Here is a 25601-nt window from a genome sequence, read left to right as displayed (position 1 = left end):
AGCAACCTATCTAATATTGGAGATATCCAAAATGGAAAAACGGATCTAAATAATTGATCTGGAATATTCTGCCACAAAATCAGACCGAAACTCTAAAGTTTGCATGACTGTTCTGTCATACTGATGTCATAAGTGACTAGGAAAAGCACCTGCTTTCACGCTAAAATTGAAGCACTTCTGTTGAAGTTGTTAAAAAAAGATATATTGTTTCGCTTTAGAAACCCGCAAAATAAATTCCCTCAGAAGTCCTGTGGTTTTGGTCAGTAAAATTAGGAGCAGCTATGTCCAAGAATGGCTTTGGTCAAATGTATCGCAAGCTTTCAAGTAAGTTACTTGATCTTGTGGTTACCCCTCATGTTCTTGGGGAAGTACCAAGTGAAGTGACAGCACCTAAATCTGATCAGACTGCAGCAGAATCGCAAAAGCTGGTCTGCTACGTTTTACAGAACCATTCACGTAGTAATGCACTGGTTGTCGATGCAGAAACGCGCCGCTTAAAATTGCCGGCTGCACTTGATCCAATGCAACTCGGTAACAGTAAGGAAAAAGCATCAGTACTGTTTTTACAGCATCATGATGAAAATAATCTGCTCAGCTCACCACCGCATGCTTTCCCGCCGCGCCTGTTACGCCTGATTGAAATCCTGGAACAGCATCCTGAACTGGATGTCGAACTGGTACCGGTAACAGTACTTTGGGGACGTGAACCGGAGAAAGAAGATTCCTGGTTTAAGCTTTTATTTACCGATACCTGGTCTACGCCAAGCCGGGTCAAACAACTGGTCAATATCGGCCTGCATGGTCGCCAGTCTTATTTAGAGTTCCATGAATCGCAGTCTTTACGCACCTTGATTAACTTTGCTAAAGAGACGTATCCAAATTCAGCGCCGGCCACCTATATTGTCAGCACTTTAAATGATTACCTGGATGGTCAGCGCGAAGTCATTCTCGGGCCGGATCTGTCCGACCGCCGTAATGTCATGCATGGCCTGATCAAGTCACCAGATGTACAGGCAGCGATTCGCAATGACAGTATTCGTAGCAAAATCTCGATGCTGGAGTCTGAACGTCGCGCCATCGGTTATCTGAACGAAATCGTTTCCGACTATTCTCATTCTACCGTACGTTTTGCCGACAAGGCCCTGACCCGCTTATGGACCCAGCTTTATGACGGCGTGGAAGTGCATAATTTCAGTACCGTGCGTGAACTGGCCAAGGATTATGAAATTGTCTATACCCCATGTCACCGCAGTCACATTGACTATTTGTTATTGTCTTATGTGATCTATCGTCGTGGCTTGATGGTGCCGTATATCGCTGCGGGCGATAACCTGAATATGCCTTTTGTCGGTCAGATTTTGCGCGGTGGTGGCGCTTTCTTTATTCGCCGTACTTTCCGCGGCAATGCGCTCTATACCACGGTGTTTAAAGAATATCTGTATAGCGTCCTGTCACGTAATACCCCGCTCGAGTACTTTATTGAAGGGGGCCGTTCACGTACCGGTCGTTTGCTACCGCCAAAAACCGGGATGCTGGCAATGACCGTGCATGGTCATTTACGTGGCAAATCCAAACCGATTGTGTTTGTACCGACCTATATCGGCTATGAACGCCTAATGGAAGGTGGTACCTATGTCGGTGAGATGAGTGGCAAGCCAAAAGAAGCCGAGTCTATTTTTGGTATTTTGAAAACCCTGCGCAAGATTGAACGTATTTTTGGCAAGGTGCACCTAAACTTCGGGAACCCGGTATTTCTGGATGACATTCTGAAACAGCATGGCGCAGAAAATATCAAAATCGAAAAGAATGACGATCCGATTCCACAAGCGGTTTCTGATGCGGTGAATAGCTCGGCACAGGCTATTCTGGAAAATATCAACAGTGCGGTGGTGATCAATCCGGTATCGTTATTGTCTTTAATCTTGCTGGCTACGCCGAAACATACGCTGGATGAAGAGATCTGTATCAAACAGCTAGATACCTATCGCACCTTGCTGGCTGCCCTGCCTTATGATGAGCGCATGCAGGTGACGCCACTTTCTGGCAAGGAAATTATTGCCTATGCAATGAAGCTGAAACTGATCAAGCGAGTCAAGCATGTACTGGGCGATATCATTGCCATTGAAGACAATCAGGCCGTTCTGCTGACCTATTTCCGCAATAATATTGTGCACACTTTTGTGCTGCCCTCCCTGATAGCCGCCCTAGTTGAACATAACGGTACCATTCGCCGTCATGATGTCGTGAATATCAGTAGTACCCTGTATCCATTCCTCAAAGCCGAACTGTTCTTAAAATGGCATGAAGATGAAATTCAGGATCAAGTGAATGCGCATATTGACAGCTTAATTGCCTCGAAACTGATTACACAAGATGGTGAAAACCTGATTGCACCGGCACCGAATACGGAAGCGCATCATCAGCTTGAAATTCTGGCTGCGCCCGTAACTCAAAGTCTGGAACGTTATTACATGACTTTGGCACTGATTACCCAACGTGGTTCTGGCAATATCTCGACCCGTCAGGTCGAAGAGCTCAGTTACCTGGTTGGTCAACGCCTGTCTGTGCTATATGAGTTCAACTCACCTGAGTTCTTCGACAAAGCCCTATTCCAGAGCTTTATTAAAGTCTTAACCCAAAAAGGTTATCTGTGTACCAATGAAGACAATGCGATTGTCTTTGATGAACAGCTGACGAATGTGGCGCAATATGCAGATTTGGTATTGGATGAAGTGAAGTTGCAGATGTTGCATCACATCACCGACTTTACGGATGAAGAACTGAAAGAAGCTTTGGATGCAGTTGCGGCTGAACAAGCCAAGAAACGTGCGAAGCGGAAAAAGAAGTAAGTTTAAATTAAATAAAAAGAGAGGCTAAGGCCTCTCTTTTTATTTAAGAATTTATAAGAAGTGAAAATTGGAAAGCTAATGCCATTATTTAAATATGAGTATTCCCTCTCCTGAGCGAGTTTTAAAGCACGGCTTTTAAAACGAAGTGCAAGTGAGGATAGGGAGAGGTCTTTTAAATAAAATCCTCCCCTAACCCCTCCTTTGAAAAGGAGGGGGATTCCTCCCTTTAAAAACATAGGTATCTACACAATTCCTGAACTTTGCGTTAAATTGAAGAGCATGCTCTTCAATTTAACATCTCTGGCCTGGATCAGCGTCTTGTCAAGCGCTATAACAGCCTTGTAAAGCTCAATATGAACCCTCTTGCTTCACTTGCTCCGGCAATCAAAGACCTGGCTTCTGCCCAAAAGTCGAGTTTCGCAACCACACAAGCGGTCTGGCGATTCCTGAATAATGACAAAATCTCTTTTAGTCAGTTAAACCAGCCAATTGAACATCTTGCATGTGAACAGATCAAGGCATCACCGCATCAATATGCATTGATTGTTCATGACTGGTCTCAGCTACAGTATGTGAAACACCATCATAAAATTCAGCGCCTGCAAAGAACCCATCAATATGATTCAGGCTATGAATTGCAAAGCAGTCTGCTGGTTGATGCAGCCTCGGGACTACCTATTGCGCCACTGGCGCAGACACTATCAGATGCCTCAGGCTGCTATTCCACATTCAGTCAACACTCTGCTGGGCGCAAATCTCATCTAGATTCACTTACCGAACAAATCAAAGTGATTGAACAATATCCCATTGAGAAAACATGTGTTCATATCATTGATCGTGAAGGTGACTCCATTGCCCACCTAAGGGAAATGAGCAGCCAGGGTTTTAAATGGCTGATTCGGGCGAAAGAAGGCCATCGAATTGAGCATCAGGGCAAAACATGCAAAGTTGCAGAAGCCGCAGAACGAGTAGAAACGCAGCAGGTCCAGCCGATTGCCTATAAAGGAAACCGGCATATGTTGCATGTGGGAGAAACTGCTATCCGGATAACACGTGCAGCAAAACCGAAGAGAAATGACGATTCAGGCCAACGGGTTGCTCCCCAGCCAGGGAGTGCGATTGAAGCCAGATTAATTGTTGCCGTAGTGAAAGATGATCAGGATAAGACCGTCGCAAGATGGTCACTAATCAGCAATGTTCCATCAGAGATTACTACGGTAGAGATGACGACCTGGTATTACTGGCGCTGGACAATTGAATGCTATTTCAAGCTGCTCAAGCAGGCAGGTCATGATATTGAAGCATGGCTTCAGACCAGACCTGAAGCCATTTTAAGGCGGTTACTGATTAGCTGTATGGCTTGTGTTTTAACTTGGCGAATCCAGCGTTCTGAAGATGAACACCATCAGAAAATTCGTGTATTTCTCACCCGTCTTTCAGGTCGGCAGCAGAAAAGAGGTAGGTTGGAAAGTGCACCTGCCTTATTGGCAGGGCTTTCGATTTTACTGAACACTCTTCAACTGCTCTCGGAATATTCAATAGATGAACTCAATGAGATAGCCACAATGGCATTAGGTATCTCATAGATGTGTAGATACCTATGCTTTAAAAAGGGAGGCTAGGAGGGATTATTTTTCCTCATCACCCCCAAATAATCCTCATAACAATCTGGATGCTCTAACTCAAATCCCATTTTCTGCATTCGAGTCGCATAAAGTTTCTTACCTGTCACCTGCTCACTTTCTACTTGCAACAAAGGAAGTCCCAGCTGCTGTTGGAACCATTGCAATATTTCATGCAATAATTTTGGCTGGTTATCGGTCACAATATAAGAAGATTCCGGATGTTCCACATGAATCATATGTGACAAGAAACGTGATAAATCTTCAATATGAATCCGGTTGGACCAGTGCAAATTTGGATAGCACGTCATAGAAGCAGCCATTTTTTGCAGACGCGCAACTGAAGTACCGTAAATGCCGCTCGGACGAATGATGGTAGATTGCTCAGGATAAGCAGTGAAATAAGCCTGCTCCATCTGCTGCAAGATTTTGCCCTGAGCATCATTCGGGTGAATTTTAGTTTCGTCATCTACGATTTCACCGGAATCTTGTCCATACCCTCGTGTCGATGACACCACCATAATCCGCTTCACCGGATGCTGTTTCAAGGCAGCCACAATAGGTTGAACCGAATCCAGATAAGTCTGCTGATAGCCTTCAACCGTACTTTGTTTTGGACTAAGTAATACATAGACCCAGTCAATCGGAGGAACTGCTGTTAAATCCAGTTGATGCACATCCTGAATCAGATGAGTTGCGAATGAATCTGTTTTGGGACTCTGGCTAATTGTGCTAATTTGATGACCTTGCTCAAATAGTTGTTTAGCCACACGTCGGGATGTTTTACCATAACCGATAAATAAAATATGCATTGAGCACCGAATCACAAATCTGGTTGAGGGGACATGGCTGCAGTCCATCAGTTACAAGGCGTTGGCAATGCCGCCGCTGCATTACTCGAAAAACTAAATATCTTCAATACTGATGATTTGCTTTTTCATCTACCACGTGACTATGAAGACCGTAGCACGATCATTCCTATGAATCAATTGAGCGTGGGACACAGCTATCTGCTGGAAGGCATCGTTAAAGGTGTGGATTTCCCCCCTGGCAAACGCAAATCCATGGCTGTGCTGCTAGATGATGATTTTGGCAAAGTCACTTTACGTTTTTATCATATTTATAAAGGCATTACTGACCGCTGCAAACTGGGTAACCGTTTAAGAATTTTTGGTGAAGTGCGGGTTGGTGCGCGCGGTCTGGAAATGTATCATCCCGAACTGCAAGTCATTACTGAGGACACACCTTTACCTCAAACCCAGCTCACGGCGATTTACCCTGCGACTGAAGGTCTGACCCAGCCAAAAATACGGGATTATATTCAGCAGGCCTTGGCTCAGTATAGCGACCATCTGCCTGAATTGCTGCCAGCAAAATTTAGTAACGGTTATGCGCTGAAACAGGCACTGGAATATATCCATCATCCACCAGTCAACGCCAATATGCTGCAGCTGGCACAAGGCTCGCATCCTGCACAGCAACGCCTGATCTTTGAAGAGCTGGTGGCGCATCAGATCAGTTTATTGACACGTCGGGCCTTTATTCAGCAAGTCGAAGCGCCTTCATTTGCGCCCAGTAAAACCTATGCCAAACAGCTCTTAGCCAGTCTGGCTTTTGAAATGACCGGTGCGCAAAAACGTGTATCCAGAGAAATCGTGCAGGATTTAAAAAGCAATAAACCGATGTTGCGTCTGGTGCAAGGCGATGTTGGTGCAGGTAAAACCCTAGTGGCCGGTGTCGCAGCCTGCCATGCCTTAGAGGAAGGCTGGCAAGTGGCCTTGATGGCACCGACCGAGATTCTGGCCGAGCAGCATTATCTGAATTTTAAACGCTGGTTTGAGCCTTTGGGCTTAAATGTGGCCTGGCTTTCCGGCAAGCAAAAAGGTAAAGCTCGCGCCGCAGCGGAACAGGTGATTCGGGATGGCAGCGCCCATCTGGTGATCGGAACGCATGCCCTGTTTCAGGAAAATGTCGAGTTTGCCAAACTGGGTCTGGTGATTATTGATGAACAGCACCGCTTTGGTGTGGATCAGCGCCTTGCACTCAGAAATAAAGGGCTAGATGGTATGTCTCCGCATCAACTGGTGATGACTGCGACTCCGATTCCCCGCACACTGGCCATGTCTGCCTATGGTGATCTGGATACCTCGGTGATTGACGAGCTTCCGCCGGGCCGTACCCCGATTCAGACCGTGACCATTCCATTAGATCGACGCGAAGAAGTCTTGCAACGGATTGCCAGCAACTGTGCTGAAGGTAAGCAGGCCTACTGGGTCTGCACCCTGGTAGAGCAATCCGAAACCCTAGATGCTCAAGCTGCCGAAGCGACTTTTACCGAAATTCGCGAGCGCTTTCCTGCGCTGAATATCGGACTGGTACATGGCAAGATGAAAGCCGATGAAAAACAGGCGGTAATGCAGCAGTTTAAAAATAATGAATTACAGCTCCTGATTGCCACCACCGTGATCGAAGTCGGCGTCGATGTACCCAATGCCTCCATTATGGTGATTGAAAATGCCGAGCGTCTGGGTCTATCTCAATTGCATCAGCTACGTGGCCGGGTCGGTCGTGGCGCCAAAGCCAGCTTCTGTGCCCTGCTGTATAAGCATCCACTTTCGCAAAATGGTCAGGAACGTTTAAGAATCATGCGCGAAACCAATGATGGTTTTATGATTGCCGAGAAAGATCTGGAGTTACGTGGCCCGGGTGAGCTGCTCGGGACCAAACAGACCGGGGACATGAATTTCCGTGTGGCCAAACTTGAACGTGATGATCACCTGCTCAATCAGGCACATTATGTGGCTCAGCAGATGCTCAAGGATTATCCCGATCAGGCCGAAGCATTATTGCAACGCTGGCTACCGGAAGCACCGCGCTATGCCTATGTTTAAATTACTGCAACATGGAAAATCCTGGCTGACCCGCTTACAGCCCTGCCAGCTCTGTCTGACCGATCATCAGTCCATTCATTCAGTCTGTGAAGATTGCTGGCGACAATTACCCTGGGCACATCAAACCATTCAACGGCAGGAAATGCAGTTACAGATTGCCTGCGACTATGCCTATCCGATGGACCGGCTGATTCAACTGTTTAAATATGAACAGACACTGCATTTGCAAAATTTACTGGCAGGTGCGCTGTTAAGTTTAGACCTGCCTAAAGTCAGTGCAATTGTACCGATGCCGATCTCGAATGAGCGTCTGGCAGAGCGCGGGTATAATCAATCTCTGGTGCTGGCAAAACATGTGGCGAAAAAGCTGAATGTACCCATCTGGCAACCTGTTCGACGAATGAAACAACACTCGCAAAAGGGCCTAAGCCGGCTGGAGCGGATTGAAGACATCCAATCACAATTCCAGATCAGTACCATTTCCAAGCTGCGTTACCGTCGGGTGCTGATTATTGATGATGTGGTGACGACCGGCAGCTCGATTCGAGCACTGAGCCAAACACTTGAACAACTGGGCTGTCAAAAAGTTTATGCAGCCTGTCTGGCAGGTGCTCAAATCTGAAAATTTAAGCTTGGGCGAGTAACTGCGACTTCACCCAAGGAATCACAATTTCAGTGGTCAAGGGTGCGAGTCGTAGCTCTTTTTCATCCAGATCGACCCATTTCATTTCGGCAATTTCCGCTTCAATTTTTGGTGCTTGATCCAGACTTACCCAATAGACATAACTCACCAGTTGATGATCTGGTTCATTCGCCGTCTGGGTTTCAAAACGCCCAATGAATTGCTGAATCTGTGCCTGTGTGCCAATTTCTTCCTGAATTTCACGCAACATCGTTGCTTCTGGTGCTTCATTTGGCTCCAGCTTGCCACCAACCTGCATAAAGCAGGACGTCCCTTTTTTACGAACCACCAGCAGTTGCTGCGCTTCATTTAAAATAATGGCTGCAGCCACCGTAATCACTTTCATTTATTTTCTACAAATCATGCTGTGGACAGCTTATTTTACAAGATCGGTCTGATCGACCATACCCCATTTCGCTTCAGGCGGCTGATAACTTTCAAACTGGCGCAAAATATCATCCAGATTATCACTCACAATTAAAGCATCGCTAAAGCGCGCTTTGGTAAAACCTTTCTCGGTCGTCATATGGATAAATTTGAGTAAATCATCATAGAAACCATCTACATTTAAAAAAGCACAAGGCTTTTTATGAATTCCCAACTGTGCCCAGGTCCATTGTTCAAAAATTTCTTCCAACGTTCCTGCACCACCCGGAATGGCAATAAATCCCTGTGCCAGTTCCGACATGCGGGTTTTACGTTCGTGCATATTATCGACCACAAATAGCTCGGTAATATGCGGATGCGCCAGTTCACGATTGACCAACTGTCTTGGAATTACACCAATCACCTTGCCACCAGCAGCCAAAGCACTATCAGCGATAATCCCCATCAAACCAGAACGACCACCGCCATAGACCAGCGTCTGATGTCTTGCTGCCAAGGTTTGGCCAACCTTTTCGGCAATCTGGGCATAGAGAGGATCGGAGCCCAGTGCTGAACCACAAAAAATTGCGATAGAATTCATCATTTCACTCTCCAATTGACGCTATATTGTACGAAATCGCTGCAAGCGCGTTTTTTCCAAAAATAACTGCTTAATATCAGTGTTTTTATTCAATTCCTTGTCTAAAATACACCCATTCCAATTCACATACTGCGCCAGGGAGAAAAGACAGCATGCTTGAAGCCTTTTACGCCACAGAGCGCGGTAGCTTAGAAGATATCACGATTAATGGTGATTTCGACCTGCATCCAGATTTAGTATGGCTTGATCTGATTGCACCTTCACAAGAAGAGCAGCAATGGATTCTAGATGCCTATGCGCAAAACTTACCGACCTTAAAATCGCTGGAAGATATCTCCTCTAGTGCCCGATTTTACCGTGATGATGACGGTATTTTGCATATCAGTACCTATTTTTTAACCAAAAATAAAAACTATCAGGTCGAGAACGAAAACGAAGATGAATCCAGCATGCTGGCGACGGTACAAACCGTAGCATTCATTCTGCATAAGGACCGTCTGTTTACCTTGCGTGGCGAAAAGCTGGTGGCCTTTCGTGCCTTCCGTGCCCGTGCGCGCCGCAATGATTATGAAATCGATTATAAAGATCCAACCTGGATTTTATTGGGCCTGCTCGAAGCCAAACTGGATGAGCTGGCCGATATTCTGGAAGATGTACATAAAGATTTAGAGAAATATTCAACTGAAGTGTTGAATAATCGCCATCGCGAGCAGATTCTCGATCTGGATGACATGATTACCCGTCTGGCTCAACTGGAAGATATGCTTGGTAAAGCGCAGCTCTGTCTGATCGATTTACGTCGTGTTCTGACTTTCCTGTCTCGTCCACGCGCCTTGGGCAGTCATATTTATGATGCGGATATCCGAGAACTCAGTGAAGATGTGCGCTCGCTGGTTGAACATGATGCCTTCCTGTTTCAGAAAGTGCGCTTCCTGCTCGATACCACGTCCGGATTCATTAACACGGAACAGAACGATACGATTCGTCGATTCTCGATCCTGCCAAGTATGCTTGCACCGCCGATGCTCATTGCCAGTATTTATGGCATGAATACCGAAGTTCTGCCTTTTGCACAAGGCTCCATGAGCTTCATTATGGTCAGTATTATTTTGATCGGCTTTTTAATCGGGCCATTGATTTACTTTAGATGGAAGAAGTGGATTTAATTTCTTCACCCTCTCTCTAACTCTCTCCCATAGGGAGAGAGGACTTCCAATATTTATTGAGATAGTAGTTTTTAAAAATATCATTTCTCTCCATAAATTTAGAGAGGAAGTTCCCTCTCCTTTTAGGCATAGGTATCTACACAATTCCTGAACTTTGCGTTAAATTGAAGAGCATGCTCTTCAATTTAACATCTCTGGCCTGGATCAGCGTCTTGTCAAGCGCTATAACAGCCTTGTAAAGCTCAATATGAACCCTCTTGCTTCACTTGCTCCGGCAATCAAAGACCTGGCTTCTGCCCAAAAGTCGAGTTTCGCAACCACACAAGCGGTCTGGCGATTCCTGAATAATGACAAAATCTCTTTTAGTCAGTTAAACCAGCCAATTGAACATCTTGCATGTGAACAGATCAAGGCATCACCGCATCAATATGCATTGATTGTTCATGACTGGTCTCAGCTACAGTATGTGAAACACCATCATAAAATTCAGCGCCTGCAAAGAACCCATCAATATGATTCAGGCTATGAATTGCAAAGCAGTCTGCTGGTTGATGCAGCCTCGGGACTACCTATTGCGCCACTGGCGCAGACACTATCAGATGCCTCAGGCTGCTATTCCACATTCAGTCAACACTCTGCTGGGCGCAAATCTCATCTAGATTCACTTACCGAACAAATCAAAGTGATTGAACAATATCCCATTGAGAAAACATGTGTTCATATCATTGATCGTGAAGGTGACTCCATTGCCCACCTAAGGGAAATGAGCAGCCAGGGTTTTAAATGGCTGATTCGGGCGAAAGAAGGCCATCGAATTGAGCATCAGGGCAAAACATGCAAAGTTGCAGAAGCCGCAGAACGAGTAGAAACGCAGCAGGTCCAGCCGATTGCCTATAAAGGAAACCGGCATATGTTGCATGTGGGAGAAACTGCTATCCGGATAACACGTGCAGCAAAACCGAAGAGAAATGACGATTCAGGCCAACGGGTTGCTCCCCAGCCAGGGAGTGCGATTGAAGCCAGATTAATTGTTGCCGTAGTGAAAGATGATCAGGATAAGACCGTCGCAAGATGGTCACTAATCAGCAATGTTCCATCAGAGATTACTACGGTAGAGATGACGACCTGGTATTACTGGCGCTGGACAATTGAATGCTATTTCAAGCTGCTCAAGCAGGCAGGTCATGATATTGAAGCATGGCTTCAGACCAGACCTGAAGCCATTTTAAGGCGGTTACTGATTAGCTGTATGGCTTGTGTTTTAACTTGGCGAATCCAGCGTTCTGAAGATGAACACCATCAGAAAATTCGTGTATTTCTCACCCGTCTTTCAGGTCGGCAGCAGAAAAGAGGTAGGTTGGAAAGTGCACCTGCCTTATTGGCAGGGCTTTCGATTTTACTGAACACTCTTCAACTGCTCTCGGAATATTCAATAGATGAACTCAATGAGATAGCCACAATGGCATTAGGTATCTCATAGATGTGTAGATACCTATGCCTTTTAGGAGAGGGTTAGGGTGAGGTCATATTTTAATCCTTCCTAACCTCCTTTTGATAAAGGAAGGAATTTACTTTTAAAATGTATCAACAATAAAAAAGCACCTTTCGGTGCTTTTTTATTTACTGAATGATTTGTAAATCATCCTGTAAATGACAGGCCTGAATGATATTCATCATTTTAGCAGGGACAGCTTTAAACTGTAGTCCTTGCGCTTGAGGAGTCTGGCGCAACCAGCGCACCAATACTGCCAAAGCCAAAGTACTGCCACTTTCAAGCCCAGCCAGATTAACCACAAGCGGAAACTTGCTCTGCGACTGAACCACACGCAGACCATCTAAGTAATAGTCCTGCGCATTAGCATAGTCAATCTTGCCTGAAACCTGCAATTCCTGATCCTTGAATACAATCACGGCTCACCTATCTGATTATTTCTTGTCGATTGCAGCTTCTGCATCCGGTTTGAAGTTAGCAATAGCTTTATCTATGTTACCGCCATTACGTTTGACTGTCGCAGCAAACTGGTTACGGAATTGCAAACCTAGATCAATACCCGATACATTGATGTTGCGGATTTTCCATTGTGAACCTTTGTCCACCAGCTGAAACGCTACCGGAATTTTTTCGCCTTTATTATTAAAGTCGATGGTTACAACAGGGTTTTTGCTATTGCTAGCCTTGTATGGACGTACGCTATAGGTCTGATTGCTGAACTTGGAAAATGCAGAACCATAATTTTCAATGAGCGTTTCACGGAAATTCTTTTCAAACTGTGCGCGCTGTGCAGCCGTACTATACTGGTTCGTTGCATAAGTCCCCATCACAATACGCGTGAAAGACTGTGAATCAATGTATGGATCCAAATTCTGGCGGACAATCGCTTTGACCAGCGCCGGATTGTTCTGCAATTTTGCATTATCAGCTTTGAGGCGCTCAATCAAACCATCTGCCACTTTTTTAATAAAAGCAGGTGGTGCTTCAGACGGTGCAGCAAACACTGTACCAGCAACCATTGTGGAAAGAATGCTTGCTGTAAGCGTTTGTTTTACTAAAGTCTTCACTGAAATCTCCTCAATCTATTATTCAACAAATGCAGGTTCTGCATCAGTCGATTCTGAAACTGTCGCCTGTTCTGGGGCAGTTTCTTGACTATCCGACGATTTACCGGCACCGCCAGTAATGAACTTCGTCACTAAATCTTCAATTTCCATGGTGCCTTGGGTATTGGCAATCTGATCACCGCGCTGCAAATAGTTCAGACCACCACCTGGAATAATTTTCAGGTATTTTTCACCCAATAACCCATTGGTCGCTACCATAATATAAGCATCCTCATCAATATTGGTGATGGATTTCATGTTAGCTAAGAGTTGTTTTTCCATGTCTTTTTGTTGCGCAGGGGTAGCCGCAGTATAGTCTGAACTATAACGTAACTCTTCCAGTGCTTCCTGCTGAACCTGCTTTAACTGTTCAGTATTAAACGAGGTCAAGGAGCCATCTAGGGTCATATGCACGGTCGCCAGACGCGTCACTGGATCCAGGGTAATGTCATCCACCTGCCCCACTTTCACACCACTCAATGCCACTTTAGCACGCGGCTTGATCCCATTTACATTTTCAAAAGTCGCTGTCATTTTATAGCTGTCGGAAATATTGTGTCCGACCAGACCACTGACACGCATCGCCAGGAAAAATAAGGCAATCGCAAACAAAATAACAAAAACACCAACGGCCAGCTCACTAGTACGTGATTTCATTAAACACCTCCGAACATGACCGCAGTCAACACAAAGTCAAAGCCTAAAACGCACAGCGAAGAATACACGACTGTACGCGTTGTAGAAGTTGCAATACCTTCCGATGTCGGGACACAAGCATAGCCTTGATACACCGCAATCCAGGTACAAATTAATGCGAATACAAAACTTTTAATAATGGTGCCATTCAAGACATCTTTATAGAATTGCACGCTGCTTTCCATGCCGCTCCAATAAGCGCCTTCATCGGCACCCAGGAAATCTACCCCGACCATTTTACCGCCCATAATGCCAACTGCGGCAAAGATGACGGAAAGCATTGGCAAGCTAAAAATCCCTGCCCAAAGACGCGGCGAAATCACCCGCTTCAATGGATCGACACCGATCATTTCCATACTGGACAATTGTTCAGTAGCTTTCATCAGGCCAATTTCCGCAGTCAAGGCTGAACCGGCACGTCCTGCAAATAGCAAAGCAGCGACCACAGGTGCCAGTTCACGCAGCAAGGTCAACGCGACCGCTGTTCCTAGCATCGACTCACTACCAAAGGTCGACAAGATGCTAAACATCTGCAAACCAAGCACGGCACCAATAAACAGGCCAGAAACCATAATAATCAGCAGGGACAATACCCCAACCCGATACATCTGATAAATAAACAGCTTTACGCCAAGCCAGGTCGGCATGGAAAATAAAATCTGCAACAGCATCAGGGTCGCGACCCCAATCCCCTGTACACGTTCAATAACGCGTCTACCTAATGCGGCAATTGCATTCATGAACGAACCTCATCACTTAAATAAGCTTGATGACTAAACTGATAATCCACCGGACCTTCTACCGAACCGGTCAGGAATTGCTGTACAAAAGCAGACGGATGCGCTTTCAGCTCTGCTGGTGTGCCCTCGCCCTGAATTTTGCCTTCTGCCACCACATAAATGTAGTCCGCAATCGATAAAGTTTCTGCAACATCATGCGAGACAATAATCGTGGTCAAGTCTAGTGCTTCACGTAATGAACGGATCAGACGAGTCAAAACGCCCATCACAATCGGATCTTGTCCGGCAAACGGTTCATCGTACATGATCAGCTCAGGATCTAGCGCAATCGCACGGGCCAAAGCCACGCGTCGGTTCATACCACCGGATAGTTCAGATGGCATCATCTGTTCTGCACCACGTAAACCGACTGATTCCAGCTTCAGTGCCACGATTTCCTTAATCAGATGTTCCGGCAATTTGGTATGTGCCCGAATCGGAAATGCGACATTTTCATACACGCTCATATCGGTAAACAAAGCACCGCTCTGAAACAGCATGCCCATCCGTGCACGTGCTGAAAAAAGTTCGGAACGTGACATCGTGGCAATATCCTTGCCGTCCAATAAAACCTGACCGTGCTCAGGAACCAGCTGCCCACCAATCAGTCTTAATAAGGTGGTTTTACCAGTACCGGATGGTCCCATAATGGCGGTAATCTGCCCACGACGAATATTTAAACTCACGTCGTCATAAATCACGCGCTCACCCCGCTTGAAGCTCAGATTCTTGACTTCAATCAGAGATTGAGTATCTCGCGCTGTTTGATTTTTCATAGCTGAGTTTATTCCTGCATTTTTTCAGCATGCATACTATAAAGGAACGAAGTTCAAAATGTTAGCAGTTGAAAAAGATGGTTTAATATCATAAAAAAATGACAACAATGGATTATTTCGTATTTTTTATAATAAAAATATGCACTTAAGCTTGATTCAAGCACATTGATTAATTAAAAAGACTGTATAAATAATAGATAATATTACATAAAATCAAAGTCAATGCGATATATGGCATATACACCTCTATCAATTGAGATCGAAGAGCTAAGCTTTTCATATTAATAATTATCATAACCCTGACAAAATATGATTTAGTAGACATTTTACGTTAAAAAGCAAAAAACTCAATGCATAAAAAAACCGGTATTTCTACCGGTTTTTTTATCTTCATCTAGCGACTGAATTAGTCGTTAAATTTACGACGTGGACGATCTTCACCACCGAACGAACGTTCACCACGTGGCTTGTCATCAAAGTTGCGACGTACTGGACGATCACCGAAATCACGCTTTGGACGGTCATCACCGAATGAACGCGCTGGACGATCACCGAAACCGCCTTCACGACGTGGAGCTGAACGATCACCAAAATCACGTTTTGGACGATCACCATAACCGCCTTCACGAGCTGGTTTATAATCTACACGGTTGCCACGGTTGTCATCATTAGAACGAGGACGGTCACCAAAACCACCTTCACGACGTGGAGCTGGACGATCACCGAAGTCACGCTTTGGACGGTCATCAAACGAACGTTGTGGACGATCACCGAAACCGCCTTCACGACGTGGAGCAGGACGATCACCGAAGTCACGCTTTGGACGGTCATCAAACGAACGTTGTGGACGATCACCGAAACCGCCTTCACGACGTGGAGCAGGACGATCACCAAAGTCACGACGTGGACGATCTTCGCCAAATGCTGGACGTTCGCCACGAGGTTTGTCATCGAAGCTACGACGTGGACGATCATCACCGCCTTCACGACGTTTGAAGTTGCTTTCGCCTTCAAAACGACGACCGCCACCGAAACCACCACGACCGCCATCACGACGACCGCCATCACGGCCACGACCGCGACCAGCGCCATCACGGCTACCACGTGCAGGAGGTGGAGATGGCTCAAGACCTTCAATTTCAGATACGTTTAGACGCGCATCAAGGAAGTCTTCCAAAGCACGGATTTTACCGCGTTCACGGTAAGTCGCCAAAGTAATTGCTTTACCAGTACGACCCGCACGACCTGTACGACCGATACGGTGTACATAGTCTTCGTTCTTCATTGGAAGACCGAAGTTGATTACGTGTGAAATTGTTGGTACGTCAAGACCACGCGCTGCAACGTCAGTTGCAACCAGAATCTTCGCACGACCTTCACGAATGCTACGTAAACGACGGTTACGAACAGTTTGTGGCATAGCACCGTGAAGCGCTACAACTGATAGACCTGCTTCAGCAAGTTCTTCAGCCAACATATCTGTATCTTCTTGAGTTGACGCAAATACAACTGCTTGATCAACGTCTTCTTCGTTCAACCAGTGAGTAAGAAGTTTTTTCTTGTGCTCGAAACCGTCAGTCCAATGCAAAGTCTGAGTAATATCAGTATTTGTAGAGTGACCAGTTTCGATCGAAATACGCATTGGGTCATTCATCATGCGTTCTGCAAGTGTAATGATACGTGGTGCAAAAGTCGCAGAGAACATAAGAGTCTGTTTGCGGTTTGCAGCCAACTCACCAATTGCTTCTAAGTCTTCAGAGAAACCCAGGTCAAGCATACGGTCAGCTTCATCGACGATTAACGCGTCAACTTTATCCAATTTGATTTGACGACGATTCACCAAGTCAAGTAGACGACCTGGAGTTGCAACAACAACTTGCGCGCCTTTTAACTGTTGAATTTGCTTACCGAAAGGCATACCGCCCATGATTGCCGCAATACGAACACCTTTCATGTGACGTACAAATGCGATTGCGTCTTGACATACCTGTTGTGCCAATTCACGAGTCGGTGAAATCACCAAAATATTCGGTTGAGTAACCGCTTTCATACGGTCTTTAAACGGTACTAATGTATCTTGGTTTGCCAACGCATTTAACGTAGGCAGTAAGAATGCAGCAGTTTTACCAGAACCTGTTTGGCTTGACACAAGAAGGTCTTTGCCTTCAAGCGCAGCTGGAATCGCTTGTTCTTGTACAGGAGTAGGAGTAGTAAAGCCTAAAGCGTCGAGAGCCTGGGTTAGAGATTCGTCGAGGGAAAAATCAGCAAAAGTTTTGCTCATAGAGAGTATTCACCCTGAAGTGGGTGCTCCATTTAATAAATAACAATTATGGACATCGGCAAAAAGCGGCACAGCAAATAATGCTGAAAATATTAGGATTCAGCAGCGATCCGAGTAACGACGATGTGGATATAACGCACGCATGATTACGGCCGCAAACCTGAAGGAATCGCTTAAGCGATTGGGGCGCGAAGGATATGTCCTCTCTATGGACAGCACGCGCATACAATGATTAGAAGATAGTGTTCAGGTAAAGAACAGAAATTAAGTGCGTGGCGGAATTATAGCAGAATATTCCACAATGTCATTAAGTTTTAAAACTAATTTTCCTTATTCATAATTTATCTATATATTTCTAATACTTAAAATATAATAAAAAATGTAACAGGTGGTATAAAAAGTCACTTTTCGCCAATTCACCTGATATTTCCAGTATTCAAGCAAAGATCAACAACTTTATATCAGTAACTGGTGACCTAGATTCCCATGCATAAAAAAGGCATCCCGAAGGACGCCTTTTCTCAATATTAGATCTGATTCATCTAAACCCGATTATTTTGCTGCTTCACCCCAAGCAGGAACAACTGCTTGCATTAAAGGCTTAAGCATTTTCATTGAACAAGCCAAAACTTGACCATTTTCCATAGAGTCGCTACCACCACGTGCATCAACTACAGTACCGCCTGCTTCTTTCACGATCAATTCGCCAGCTGCGATATCCCAAGGCTTTAAACCAAGTTCGAAATAACCATCGAAACGACCTGCAGCAACATAGGCTAAATCCAATGCTGCAGAACCTGAACGACGATATTGCGCGCCAGCTTCAGTTACATTTAACAGGGTTTGAAAATGGTTCTTGGCATAAGACACAACTTCGCCATTACGCTTGGCACGATAAGCGTGACCAACAGCCATAAAAGTATTTTCCAGGCTGTCTTTAACATTCACACGAATACGGCGCTGGTTCATCATGGCACCACGACCACGACTGGCAGAGAATAGCTCATCTTTCACCGGGTCATAAATCACCCCGTGTTGAGTAATGCCTTTGTGCTGAACTGCGATAGAGATACAGAAATGCGGGAAACCGTTAATGAAGTTTAAAGTACCATCTAGCGGATCGATCACCCAACACCAATCGGCGTCATGACCTTTACCTTCCTGATAGCCAAACTCTTCACCAAGGAAACTGTGATTTTTATAGCTTTTACGTAGGGTATCGATGGTCAACTGTTCCAAATAACGATCTACACGCGTTACCGGACCATCAATTCCTTTTTCTTCGACTTGTAGATCGAGTTTATGACGATTCTGATGCGCTTTTAAAAGCTCTTGACCAACTAACTGAGCCGCACGCGCAGCCATCACCACCATAGGTTCCATTGAACACCCACTACAAATTTGAAGACACTGATAAAGAATAATGCATAAAAGCCCCGATATCTTAGCAAATATCGGGGCTTTTTTGGGAAAAATGTGTCTAAAATTTTTAAGAACTTATGACAAGACGCTTTGCCCCAGGCTGGACCAAGCCTGATTGATCGATTTTTCAATGCCTTGCGCATCCAGACCCGCTTGCTGCAACATCTGTGCATGGGTCGCTTGCGCCATAAACGTATCATCCAGACCCAGATTCAACATCGGTTTGACAATCTGTGCTTCTGCCAGATATTCATTCACGGCACTACCTGCACCGCCCATCACTGCATGTTCTTCCACCGTGACAAACAGACTGGTGCTTAAAGCGAGATCATCGAGCATTTGAGTATCCAGTGGTTTGACAAAACGCATGTTAACCACACGCACGCCAATCTCATGTTTCACGGCAAATGCTTCAGCAGCGTCGACTGCAGCCTGTACCCGGCTACCAAATGCCAGTACAGAAATATATTCATCATACTGCCCATTAAAGCTGGCCACAATTTCCGCCTGACCGATCGGAATCTCGATCATCTTTTGCTGGATATCGACGCCCAGTCCATTGCCACGCGGATAACGTACCGCTGCCGGCCCTGGATACAAATACGCTGTATGCAGCATTTGACGGCATTCATTTTCGTCTTTCGGCGCCATGATCACGATATTCGGGATAGTACGCATATAGGCATAGTCATAAGCACCGGCATGCGTCGGCCCATCTTCACCAACCAGACCGGCACGATCAATACCGAAAGTAACATCCAGATTCTGCAAAGCCACGTCATGTACCAGTTGATCATAACCGCGTTGCAGGAAAGTCGAGTAAATTGCAACCACCGGCTTCAAGCCCTCACAAGCCATACCGGCAGCCAAGGTAACCGCATGCTGTTCGGCAATCGCGACATCAAAGAAACGTTCTGGATATTCTTTGGCAAATTTGACCATGCCTGAGCCTTCGCACATCGCAGGTGTGATTGCGAGCAAACGGGCATCTTGTGCCGCTTCATCGCAAAGCCATTGTCCAAATACATCCGAATATTTCGGTGCAGTATTGCTGGCGGCAACGGCGTTGATTTTGCTAATCGCGTGATATTTGATTTGATCGGATTCTGCCGGAGCAAAGCCTTTGCCTTTTTTAGTATAGATATGAATCAGGCGTGGGCCTTTACGCTTTTTCAGCGCATTAAAGACATGCACCAGCTGTTTGACATCATGACCATCGTACGGGCCAAAATAGTCAAAGCCAATGGCTTGGAATAAGTTATCTGCAGCATCGGTCGCTGCACTGTGCAAACGCGAGTTATACAACCATTCTGGATGTGGCTGTACATATGCCTCACCCTGCTCGGTAACATTAACGAACTCACCGCGCTCCCAAATGGCAGCCAGATGTTTGGCAAAACCACCGGTACTGCAAGAAATCGACATATCATTGTCGTTCAGCACCACCATCAGATCAGCACTGTGTGCCACGGCATCATTCAAGGCTTCAAAAGCCATACCTGCCGTCATGGCGCCATCGCCAATAATTGACACAACTTCACACGGATTATTCTGATAACGACGTGCAAGCGCCATACCTAGGCCAGCAGAAATTGCCGTCGAAGAATGCCCTACCCCAAAAGTATCAAACTCAGATTCTTCACGAGCCGGGAACGCTGCCAGACCGTCTTTGGCACGAATGGTGGTGAGCTGTTCACGACGACCAGTCAACACTTTATGCGGATAGGCCTGATGACCTACATCCCAGATCAGGCGATCATGTGGCGTATTAAAGCAATAGTGTAAGGCCACGGTGAGCTCAATTACACCGAGGTTGGCACCAAAATGTCCGCCACTTTGCCCGGCAGCATACAAAATGAATTGACGTAACTCATCCGCCACTTGTTCCAGCTGGCTTTGCTCGAGTGCACGCAGTTGCTCAGGATGATTGATCGCATCAAGCAACGGTGTTACAGGGCGTTGAGTTGGGATTTCTGTATACAGCATATTATGGCAAAGCCTTCTAAAGCCTGGCAAATCTAAAGCTAGGTCAATGGGGAGTACCCGATCATATAGCTGAATTGTAGCAGCTTCAATTCAGCTACGCTTCTAGCGATGCAATATTAAACAATGATCTCGTCGGGGTGAAAAATTGCAGCCTACGATTATCCTGAATAATCTTACTATTTATCAACTATTATCGTTCGCTTTCTACAAAAAAGAAAATCTATTGCAGAATTTCGACTTTGCAATTCTACCAATGTTCAAGCATTACGCTATACTTTAGCCAATTTCAGGATTTAACGGGTTCAGCTGTGCCAATCGAATTTGTCGCAACGTCAAGATTACCTACCGCTCACGGTGAATTTAAAATTACTGTATTTCAAGACCCTAAGACTGGCGAAGAACATGTCGCACTTTCCAAAGGACTTGAAGAAGTATCAGATGAGCCTGTAGTGGTGCGTGTGCATTCTGAATGTTTAACCGGTGATGCCTTTGCTTCACTCAAATGCGACTGTGGCCCGCAATTGCAAGCGACTTTAAAACTGATCAATGAATTAGGCCGCGGAGTCATTCTGTATTTGCGTCAGGAAGGTCGTGGCATTGGCCTGACCAATAAAATTCGCGCTTATGCCCTGCAAGATCAGGGACATGACACCGTAGATGCCAATTTAATGCTGAACCTGCCAGCAGATGCACGTCAGTATGATATGTGCAGCATCATGCTGGATCATTTACAGGTGAAAGCAGTACGTCTCGTGACCAATAATCCTTCCAAAATTGAGGCTTTAAAAGCCCAGGGGATTAATGTGATCGATCGTGTGCCTTTGACTGTGGGTTTAAACCCTTTTAATGAACAATATCTCAAGACCAAGCACGAACGCATGGCACATCTTTATAAAAAGGATGATTTTTAATATTTTTAACCCCCGCCCCACCTTATTTTAACTTAATCCCTCCAAACCTCCCTTTCTTGCGCTTCGACTTAAAGCCATACTTAAGTCTTGCTCAGGGAGGCTTTCCCTCTTTTTCTTAAAAATGGAGTTAGGGGAAGATTAAATCGTCATGGAAAAAATCCGGTTCTCTGGCACCCGCTGCTTTAAACGTAAATCAAAAGCCATACAAATATTGCGTACAAATGGTTTCCCTTTCTCCAGTATCGTGACTGACGAGTCTGAAAATTGAATCAAACCATCCTGTTCCATTTCCTCAAGCTGTTCCAAAACTTCATCAATTTCAGGGAAACGTAATTCGGGATTTCCCCATGAGGTGCTAAAGCTGCACATCAGATTTAGAATATGTTGCCGAATAATCAGATCTTCCTGATTTAAGACATGCCCTTTAAATACCGGAATTTCATTGCGCGCCAGGCATTCATAATATTCTTCAATGGTTTTCACATTCTGCGCAAAGCTATACCAGCTATCGCTGATCGAAGAAATGCCCAGCCCAATCATCACCTGGGTTTTAGAGGCGGTGTACCCCATAAAATTGCGGTGTAATGTTCCTGCTTGAAAGGACTGGTACATCGCATCTTTTTCTAAGGCAAAATGATCCATGCCGATTTCATGATAACCATGCGCGAGTAACTTCTTTTTACCTTCTTCATAGCATTCCCGTTTGATTGCATCTTTGGGCACATCGGCATCTTTAAAACCGCGCTGACCATTGCCTTTAATCCAAGGCACATGTGCATAGCTATATAAAGCCAGACGGTCCGGCAAGAGCGAATTGGTTTGTTCAATAGTATTTAAAACATCTTCCAGACTCTGAAATGGCAGACCAAAGACCAGATCATGGGAAATCGATTCATAGCCAATTTCTCGCGCCCATTCGGTTACCTGTTTAACATTTTCATAAGGCTGAATCCGGTGAATCGCCTTTTGCACGGTTTCATTATAATCCTGTACCCCATAACTGACTCGACGAAAGCCAAGGTCATATAAACCTTGCAAATGCTCACGCATGGTATTATTAGGATGGCCTTCAAAACTGAATTCATGTACAGGCGCTACATCTGCTTTGGCCAGAATGCCTTGAATCAGTTGAGCCAGATGCGCCATTGAAAAAAAGGTCGGCGTTCCCCCACCCAAATGAATTTCTTTAATGATGGGCTTTTCTTGTAATAGCTCACAATATAAATCCCATTCTTTCAACACTGCCTGAATATAAGGCTGTTCCATTTCATGTTTTTTTGTGACTCTCTTATGGCAACCACAAAAGGTACACAGGCTTTCGCAAAATGGCAGGTGGATATACAAGCTAATGCCTTCGCTTTGATTGGATTCATCAAAAGACTTTTTTAGCGTTTGCTTCCATTGTTCCAGCGAGAAATTCTGCTCTTCCCAATACGGAACCGTAGGATAACTAGTATAGCGTGGCCCGGGAACATTGTATTTTTGAATCAGGGAATTGACCTGTACCGACATGACACCCACCTATTACCATCGAGAAATGCTCAAGCCAATGAGCGCTTGTGAGTTATTGTGCTGAGCTTGAAAGAAGAATTCAACCTAGCCATTTGGTCGGATTTAATCATGCATTCTGCTTATGAAGCTTGAAATTTAAAGTCTGGACCGATCAACTGCATCACCAAATTAGACCTTAATCTTTGACTGATTTTATGCTTTGATGTAATTAGTTTTTTATTTCCCTACGAGGCTCTGATGCAGCATCCTACATCTGCGGATATTCAACACGTTCGTGAATTTCTCCTCGACTTGCAGGCACGGATTTGTGCGGCACTAGAACAACAGGAACGTACTGGCGGCGGTACAGCCGAATTTATCATCGATGACTGGGAGCGTCCGGAAGGTGGTGGCGGCCGTTCACGTGTTTTGCAAAATGGTACGGTAATTGAAAAAGGCGGTGTGATGTTCTCCCACATCAACATTTCCAAGCTGCCCGCTTCTGCGACCGAACGCCATCCCAATATTGCTGGTGCCAAAGCGCAAGCAATGGGAGTATCACTGGTCATCCATCCAAAAAATCCGAATGTACCGACTTCGCATGCCAACGTGCGTTTATTTGTGGCAGAAAAAGAAGGTCAGGATCCGATCTGGTGGTTTGGTGGCGGTTTTGACCTGACCCCGTTTTATCCGAATGATGAAGATGTACTGTCTTGGCATCAAACGGCGCATGATCTGTGTGTGCCATTTGGCGAAGAAGTTTATCCTGAACATAAACAATGGTGTGATAACTATTTTTATTTAAAACATCGTGATGAACAGCGCGGTGTGGGTGGTTTATTTTTTGACGATCTGAATCAATGGGATTTTGAAACCTGTTTCCAGTATCTGCAGGCTATAGGCAATGGTTACCTGGAAGCCATTCTGCCGATTTTCCAGCGCAATCAGGATAAGCCTTATACCGAAGCACAACGCGAATTCCAGTTATACCGTCGCGGCCGTTATGTGGAATACAATCTGGTTTATGACCGCGGCACCCTGTTTGGTTTGCAGACTGGTGGCCGGATTGAATCGATTCTGGTCAGCTTGCCCCCGCTTACCGGATGGTCATATCGCCCTGAATGGGATGAAGGCTCACCGGAAAAACGTTTAACAGATTACTACCTGAAACCACATGACTGGTTAACAGAATTAAAATCCAACGCAATGAAATGATACAAACGGCCCTCAAATAGAGGGCTGTTTTAATAGATATATCCTCTATACTGCTGCATAGAAATATCTGATTTGATCGGGGCACCCTATCGCTACATCGATCACATTCCATTTGATGTCTAGTGAGAATAACAATGCATAATCTTCAATTAAATCTACCTGTGTTGGCCTTTTGGCTTTTTTTGGCTCTTGCCATCAGCGCGATGAGTACCGCAATTTTGAGTCACAACCTGATTCTGGATGGCGCCGCTATTCTGGTGAGTATCCTGACTGGGCTTGGGGTTGTTCTCAGTATGGCGCTGATGTTTGCGGAACATATTATGGATATTTGCAGTTCCTAAAATCCTAATAACTTAGCAGTAATTCAAAATCGCGCAGGCTTTAGTCCCTGCGCTTTTTCACGTATATTGATGGCCATTTCCGCACATGGACATTGTGAAATGAGCAAACAATTTGCCGTGATTGGCAACCCGATTGAACAGTCACGTTCTCCAGAATTGCATCATGCCTTTGCTGCTAAAACTGGTGTCGACCTGAATTACACTAAACTTCTGGCGCCACTGGATGGCTTTGAAGCCAACATTCAGGAGTTCTTTAGCAATGGCGGTAGTGGCATGAATGTCACCGTACCCTTTAAAGAACAGGCTTTTGCCCACTGTCAGGTACTGAGTGAACGGGCCAAAATTGCCAAAGCCGTGAATACGCTATGGATGGAAAATGGCATCCTGCATGGCGACAATACCGATGGTCAGGGACTGGTTGAAGCCATCCGTGCCTTGGACTGGCCACTGGAAAATACAGATATTTTAATTATTGGTGCAGGCGGTGCCACGCGTGGTGTAATCTATCCCCTAGCCCAGGCAGGTGCGAAAAAAATCGTGATCGCCAATCGTACCTTGGCACGGGCGGAACAACTGGTCGCTGATCTTCAGAATGCCGTACCGCAAGTCGAATTACAGGCGATTTCACTAGACACTTTAGCCGGTGAATTTGATTTGGTGATTAATGCCACCTCTGCCAGCCTCAGTGGTGATGCTTTGGTTTTACCAGAGGCGTTACAGTTTAAACGGGCCTATGAAATGGCCTATGGCAAACCTTCTTCCTTTCTCGATCAAGCCAAAGTACGCGGTGTACCGACATCTGAAGGTTTTGGCATGCTGGTCGGTCAGGCAATTGAATCTTTTTACATCTGGAATGGTATCAAGCCGGATTTAAAAGAGTTTCTTTAAAACCCCTATCTCTCCAATGAGTTCAGTTCGGGTTGCAACT

Annotated in this window: 22 protein-coding genes; 10 read left to right on the top strand and 12 right to left on the bottom strand. The window is 45.4% G+C overall.

Going from position 1 to position 25601, the window contains the following annotated elements; translation table 11 throughout:
* Positions 1–281: 281 nt before the first annotated feature.
* On the top strand, positions 282–2849 hold the full coding sequence (gene plsB, locus F890_RS01745; protein WP_005265571.1) for a glycerol-3-phosphate 1-O-acyltransferase PlsB: 2568 nt from the start codon (positions 282–284) through the stop codon (positions 2847–2849).
* A 353-nt stretch (positions 2850–3202) separates the two neighbouring features.
* A complete protein-coding gene (locus tag F890_RS01735) occupies positions 3203–4435 on the top strand; it encodes a transposase (RefSeq protein WP_004730312.1) in 1233 nt (410 codons plus the stop codon).
* A gap of 32 nt (positions 4436–4467) precedes the next feature.
* Here the strand turns inward: F890_RS01735 and F890_RS01730 are convergent, their stop codons facing one another.
* Positions 4468–5283: an NAD-dependent epimerase/dehydratase family protein gene (locus F890_RS01730; RefSeq protein WP_004732295.1), complete on the bottom strand. Its 816-nt coding sequence runs from the start codon at positions 5281–5283 to the stop codon at positions 4468–4470.
* 33 nt (positions 5284–5316) lie between these two features.
* Here F890_RS01730 and recG point away from each other — a divergent pair, with 33 nt between their 5' ends.
* Positions 5317–7362: an ATP-dependent DNA helicase RecG gene (recG, locus tag F890_RS01725; RefSeq protein ID WP_004732297.1), complete on the top strand. Its 2046-nt coding sequence runs from the start codon at positions 5317–5319 to the stop codon at positions 7360–7362.
* Positions 7349–7984, top strand: a complete 636-nt coding sequence (locus F890_RS01720; protein WP_004732299.1) for a ComF family protein — start codon at positions 7349–7351, stop codon at positions 7982–7984. The genes recG and F890_RS01720 overlap by 14 nt, the downstream gene beginning before the upstream one ends.
* Before the next feature lie 4 nt (positions 7985–7988).
* Here F890_RS01720 and F890_RS01715 read toward each other — a convergent pair whose 3' ends face one another.
* Both F890_RS01715 and F890_RS01710 read right to left on the bottom strand, forming a co-directional pair.
* Positions 7989–8390, bottom strand: coding sequence for an NUDIX hydrolase (locus F890_RS01715; RefSeq protein ID WP_004732301.1), 402 nt, complete (start codon positions 8388–8390; stop codon positions 7989–7991).
* Between the two features lie 30 nt (positions 8391–8420).
* Positions 8421–9011, bottom strand: coding sequence for an LOG family protein (locus tag F890_RS01710; protein ID WP_004732303.1), 591 nt, complete (start codon positions 9009–9011; stop codon positions 8421–8423).
* 152 nt (positions 9012–9163) lie between these two features.
* On the opposite strand from F890_RS01710, the gene F890_RS01705 reads away from it, so the two are divergent.
* Positions 9164–10177 carry a CorA family divalent cation transporter gene (locus F890_RS01705; protein ID WP_004732304.1) on the top strand — a complete coding sequence of 338 codons (1014 nt, stop codon included), beginning with the start codon at positions 9164–9166 and terminating at the stop codon, positions 10175–10177.
* 247 nt (positions 10178–10424) lie between these two features.
* Positions 10425–11657 (top strand): transposase, encoded by a 1233-nt coding sequence (locus tag F890_RS01700; protein WP_004730312.1) that lies wholly within the window; start codon positions 10425–10427, stop codon positions 11655–11657.
* A 140-nt stretch (positions 11658–11797) separates the two neighbouring features.
* On the opposite strand, the gene F890_RS01695 is transcribed toward F890_RS01700, so the two are convergent.
* From F890_RS01695 to dxs, 8 genes are all read right to left on the bottom strand, one after another.
* A complete protein-coding gene (locus F890_RS01695) occupies positions 11798–12088 on the bottom strand; it encodes an STAS domain-containing protein (RefSeq protein WP_004732307.1) in 291 nt (96 codons plus the stop codon).
* A gap of 15 nt (positions 12089–12103) precedes the next feature.
* A complete protein-coding gene (locus F890_RS01690) occupies positions 12104–12736 on the bottom strand; it encodes an MlaC/ttg2D family ABC transporter substrate-binding protein (RefSeq protein WP_004732310.1) in 633 nt (210 codons plus the stop codon).
* Between the two features lie 18 nt (positions 12737–12754).
* Complete coding sequence (locus tag F890_RS01685) at positions 12755–13432, bottom strand: outer membrane lipid asymmetry maintenance protein MlaD (protein WP_004732312.1); 678 nt, start codon at positions 13430–13432, stop codon at positions 12755–12757.
* Positions 13432–14211: a lipid asymmetry maintenance ABC transporter permease subunit MlaE gene (mlaE, locus tag F890_RS01680; protein WP_004732313.1), complete on the bottom strand. Its 780-nt coding sequence runs from the start codon at positions 14209–14211 to the stop codon at positions 13432–13434. The genes F890_RS01685 and mlaE overlap by 1 nt, the downstream gene beginning before the upstream one ends.
* Positions 14208–15026, bottom strand: coding sequence for an ABC transporter ATP-binding protein (locus F890_RS01675; RefSeq protein ID WP_004645032.1), 819 nt, complete (start codon positions 15024–15026; stop codon positions 14208–14210). Before F890_RS01675 ends, mlaE begins: the two co-directional genes overlap by 4 nt.
* Before the next feature lie 406 nt (positions 15027–15432).
* Positions 15433–17307 carry a DEAD/DEAH box helicase gene (locus F890_RS01670; RefSeq protein ID WP_004732315.1) on the bottom strand — a complete coding sequence of 625 codons (1875 nt, stop codon included), beginning with the start codon at positions 17305–17307 and terminating at the stop codon, positions 15433–15435.
* Positions 17308–17859: 552 nt separating this feature from the next.
* Positions 17860–18690: an inositol monophosphatase family protein gene (locus F890_RS01665; protein ID WP_004281534.1), complete on the bottom strand. Its 831-nt coding sequence runs from the start codon at positions 18688–18690 to the stop codon at positions 17860–17862.
* A 114-nt stretch (positions 18691–18804) separates the two neighbouring features.
* Positions 18805–20715: a 1-deoxy-D-xylulose-5-phosphate synthase gene (dxs, locus tag F890_RS01660; RefSeq protein ID WP_004732318.1), complete on the bottom strand. Its 1911-nt coding sequence runs from the start codon at positions 20713–20715 to the stop codon at positions 18805–18807.
* A gap of 308 nt (positions 20716–21023) precedes the next feature.
* Here dxs and ribA point away from each other — a divergent pair, with 308 nt between their 5' ends.
* Positions 21024–21626, top strand: a complete 603-nt coding sequence (gene ribA / locus F890_RS01655; RefSeq protein WP_004645027.1) for a GTP cyclohydrolase II — start codon at positions 21024–21026, stop codon at positions 21624–21626.
* Positions 21627–21764: 138 nt separating this feature from the next.
* Here the strand turns inward: ribA and hemN are convergent, their stop codons facing one another.
* Positions 21765–23138 carry an oxygen-independent coproporphyrinogen III oxidase gene (gene hemN / locus F890_RS01650; protein ID WP_004732320.1) on the bottom strand — a complete coding sequence of 458 codons (1374 nt, stop codon included), beginning with the start codon at positions 23136–23138 and terminating at the stop codon, positions 21765–21767.
* 237 nt (positions 23139–23375) lie between these two features.
* Here hemN and hemF point away from each other — a divergent pair, with 237 nt between their 5' ends.
* The 3 genes from hemF (at position 23376) to aroE (ending at position 25561) form a co-directional block, all read left to right on the top strand.
* Positions 23376–24332: an oxygen-dependent coproporphyrinogen oxidase gene (hemF, locus tag F890_RS01645; RefSeq protein ID WP_005265569.1), complete on the top strand. Its 957-nt coding sequence runs from the start codon at positions 23376–23378 to the stop codon at positions 24330–24332.
* A gap of 134 nt (positions 24333–24466) precedes the next feature.
* On the top strand, positions 24467–24673 hold the full coding sequence (locus F890_RS01640) for a hypothetical protein (protein WP_004732323.1): 207 nt from the start codon (positions 24467–24469) through the stop codon (positions 24671–24673).
* Positions 24674–24772: 99 nt separating this feature from the next.
* A complete protein-coding gene (gene aroE / locus F890_RS01635) occupies positions 24773–25561 on the top strand; it encodes a shikimate dehydrogenase (RefSeq protein ID WP_004732325.1) in 789 nt (262 codons plus the stop codon).
* The last annotated feature ends 40 nt before the right edge of the window (positions 25562–25601 follow it).

Origin of the sequence: Acinetobacter sp. CIP 64.7 (assembly GCF_000369745.1) — a bacterium.
Taxonomy (GTDB): domain Bacteria; phylum Pseudomonadota; class Gammaproteobacteria; order Pseudomonadales; family Moraxellaceae; genus Acinetobacter; species Acinetobacter fasciculus.
The sequence above is the reverse complement of the archived record's forward strand: the minus strand, read 5'-3'. Positions and strand labels throughout refer to the sequence as shown.